Source organism: Vibrio sp. V03_P4A6T147, assembly GCF_002241085.1.
Taxonomy (GTDB): Bacteria; Pseudomonadota; Gammaproteobacteria; order Enterobacterales; family Vibrionaceae; genus Vibrio; species Vibrio anguillarum.
Window position 1 is genome coordinate 1 of record NZ_NDIO01000156.1, and the last position, 3,580, is coordinate 3,580.

Genomic DNA, 3,580 nt, shown 5'->3' on the forward strand with positions numbered 1-3,580 from the left:
GTATGGAACACCGCTCAAGCTGACGTGAATCAGCCGCAAGGTTTGGCCATTGAAATGTTCAGTGAGCTTCAAGATGACAGCCAAATCAATTACTTCAATGCGAGCTATTGGTTACAAGGAGAGGTTGAGCCCCCGACACTAATGCAGATGCGTGACGATGTACTGAACCAACATATGCGCTATTTTGTCGATTTCAGTACGATTGAAGGTGAGTCGCAAAAGACAGAGGCGAAAGCATTGCTCAGGAAAAAACTGGGCTTAGCGTTTGCCAGTGACTTTTTGATCATCAGTGAACACAAAGGAGAATTGTTGTTCACACCGTTAGATGACGAGAATGATGCCAACATTCGTCTACTGGAAGCCGCCCCAATTGCCCATTCTCGTCAGCGCCGTAGTACGGCCAGTATGGTGTCAAATAGTGGTTCGGAAACGAACTCTTTGCCACACGTCGCGTTTTATTTGAATGTCAATCGGCCTATTACTGATAATGAATGTACGTTTAATAACTCACATCTTTGGGATCGAGGTACGCGAGTGTTTTGCGATAACCCGAATATCTCTTTGATCTATAGAGTTAATTTAGAGCGTTCATTACAATATGGCACCATTGGCTCTGCGACACCGGACGCGAAAATTGTTCGCATCAGCTTAGATGATGATACAACGGGTGCGGGGATCCATCTCAATGACCGTCTTGATTATCGTCAATCAGGTGCTGATTACACGACATTAGATGCTTATTTCCGAGACTGGTCGACCGATGCCATCGCCCAAGACTACCAATTTGTATTTAACTCTTCGAACAACAAAGCGCAGATCTTAAAAACGTTCCCGAGAGAAAATCTCAATGCCGAATATGAAGTCAAAGAGGTATCCGGCTTCCAGCTAGGAGTGAGTGGTGGTGTCGAGGTTAGTGCTGATGGACCTAAAGGCAAGCTAGAAGCCAATGCCAGCTACAACCAAAGCCGTTGGTTAACCTTTAAAACGCACGATTATCGTGTTGAACGTAGCACCAATAATGCACAAAACGTCAGCTTTAAATGGAATCGTAGCCAATACGCGACTGCCGAATCGATGATGAATCGCTCTACGGATGCGCTGTGGGTCAATACTTATCCTGTGGATACCAACCGCATTAACCCGATTGGTTACGCGAGCTTCGTACCCAAAATGGATGTGATCTATAAAGCCGCTCCTAATGCAACAGGGACAACGGAATTTACCATTGATTCTTCGGTCAATATTCGTCCCATTTATAACGGTGCTTATAAGCATTATTATGTTGTAGGTGCGCATCAGTCCTACCATGGTTTTGAAAATACGACGCGCCGCAGAGTGAGCAAAAGTGCTAGCTTTACTGTCGATTGGGAGCACCCAGTATTCACTGGCGGTCGTCCAGTGAATTTGCAATTGGGCAGCTTTAATAATCGTTGCGTTGATGTGGCTGATAATGGCGCGCTCTCTGCCTCAAGCTGTGATGAAACCAAAAACTCACAATCTTTTATTTATGATCAGTTAGGTCGCTATGTGAGTGCAAACGACATCCATCAATGTTTGGATGGACAATCACTGGGTCAATTACAAACCTGTAGTTCGAGTTTAAGTCAGCGTTGGGAATGGATAGAAAACAGCGATAAGCTGAGTAATGTTTTCTCTCATGAGTTACTTGGTCATGATAAAACCAGCGGTGAGTTAGGTTTGTATGCTGATGGCAATGATCAGGTAAGTGTGCGCACCATTACCGCTTACACCAACGTATTTCATTCAGATAGTGAATCGGCCGTATTTGGGTTTACATCGGGTTCATTGGCCTTACAAGATGTTGGTCAATCGGGGACACTGTATATTCGCCATGGCGCTGCGATTGATGCAATTGGCACGCAAGCCAATGCGATGCAAGGCGGTGAAAGTGGTAGTTTGACTGAAATTGATCTGAAACGCGTTACGCAAATAACCGTTACTTCCGGTGAGTTCAAGTACGGTGGCAACCATTTACTCCGTATGACTTTTAAGCTTGATGATGGTTCAACCAAAGTAGTGGGGTCAAAAGACTACGCAATCAGTACCCACGATGAAGTGTTTGAGCTGCCAGCCGGATCGGCAATTCGGCAAGTCAAGGTTTGGTCTGAAGGTTGGTTAGCCGATGGTATTCAATTTATTATAAAATAGCGCAATCAGTTCATGATTGAGTAGTAAAGAGCACTCATGCTTTTGGCCTAGTTGGCTAAAAAGCGAGTGCTCTTTTTTTTGTTAATTTAATGTTAATTTTATCTGTTGTTTTTTTCGATTCATTCACGAAGCTGGCAAGATGACATGAAATAAAGTGCTTTTCTTCTACAGTTAGGGTGCTCATCAGAGGTCTAATCTCTGGTGTGGTAACGGTAGGCTAGATGTATGCCGCGCCTAAACCAGACACTACAATAAGAAGGAATTTACTTTGAAAAGAACGATTATTATTGCTGCTTTTTGTCTGCTGAGTACCACGGCGCTGGCGGCAACCAGCACGGTGGCGTTAAGTAAGACAGGCTATACCCAAACCCAGTACCCTATTGTGTTAATTCATGGCTTATTTGGTTTTGATACGCTGGCCGGAGTCGATTATTTCTACGGCATTCCGCAATCACTGACGAAAGATGGCGCAAAGGTCTACGTGGCTCAAGTCTCCGCGACTCACAGTTCTGAGCGGCGAGGTGAACAACTATTGCAACAAGTGGAGTCACTTTTAGCCGCTACGGGCGATCAAAAAGTTAACCTGATTGGCCATAGTCATGGCGGACCAACGGCTCGCTATGTTGCATCAGTTCGGCCCGATCTTGTGGCGTCCGTGACTAGCATTGGTGGCGTGAATAAAGGCTCAATCGTGGCAGATTTAGTGCGTGGGCACATCAAAGAGGGCTCCATTTCTGAAGCGATTGCCGTCAAAATGGCGCAAGGATTGGCGGGTTTGGTTGGCCTTCTTTCTGGGGGAAGTAACCTAGATCAAGATCCTTTAGCCTCCTTAGAAGCTTTAACTACCCAAGGTTCGCTAGCGTTTAATCAACACTACCCAGAAGGCGTTCCAAGCAGTGAATGTGGTGATGGTGAATTACTGGCTGACAATGGTGTTTATTACTATTCGTGGACAGGATCTTCGACCTTTACCAACCTCCTTGACCCAACTGATGCTGCGATGATGTTGACTGGGCTTGTCTTTAATGGCCCTAATGATGGTTTAGTCGGCGTATGCAGTACTCACTTGGGTAAGGTGATCCGCGATGATTACCAAATGAACCACTTAGATGAAATCAACGGCTTGCTTGGGATACACCACCTTTTTGAAACTGACCCCGTTACCTTGTATCGCCAGCACGCTAATCGATTGAAGCTTCAAGGTTTATAACTTCGAGGTTTATAGTTTCGAGGTTTATAACTTCAAGTTTTGTAACATCAAACTTTATAAGGATTGGCTATGAAAAAGCTCGCACTATTTGGTTTTATCGTGATCATCTTGGGGAGCATCGGTGCGGTGCTTTTTCTGCAAAAGCCAGTATCACCACAGAGCGCGTTACAAACGCCATCTCAACAAGATACGCAGATAGAC

Annotated in this window: 2 protein-coding genes; both read left to right on the forward strand. The window is 45.1% G+C overall.

The window, feature by feature from the left end:
• Positions 1-2,169: leukocidin family pore-forming toxin (locus B9J84_RS05965; RefSeq protein ID WP_094123751.1), on the forward strand; the 2,169-nt coding region annotated here is incomplete at its 5' end.
• 268 nt (positions 2,170-2,437) lie between these two features.
• Complete coding sequence (locus B9J84_RS05970; RefSeq protein ID WP_094123752.1) at positions 2,438-3,379, forward strand: triacylglycerol lipase; 942 nt, start codon at positions 2,438-2,440, stop codon at positions 3,377-3,379.
• Positions 3,380-3,580 lie beyond the last annotated feature (201 nt).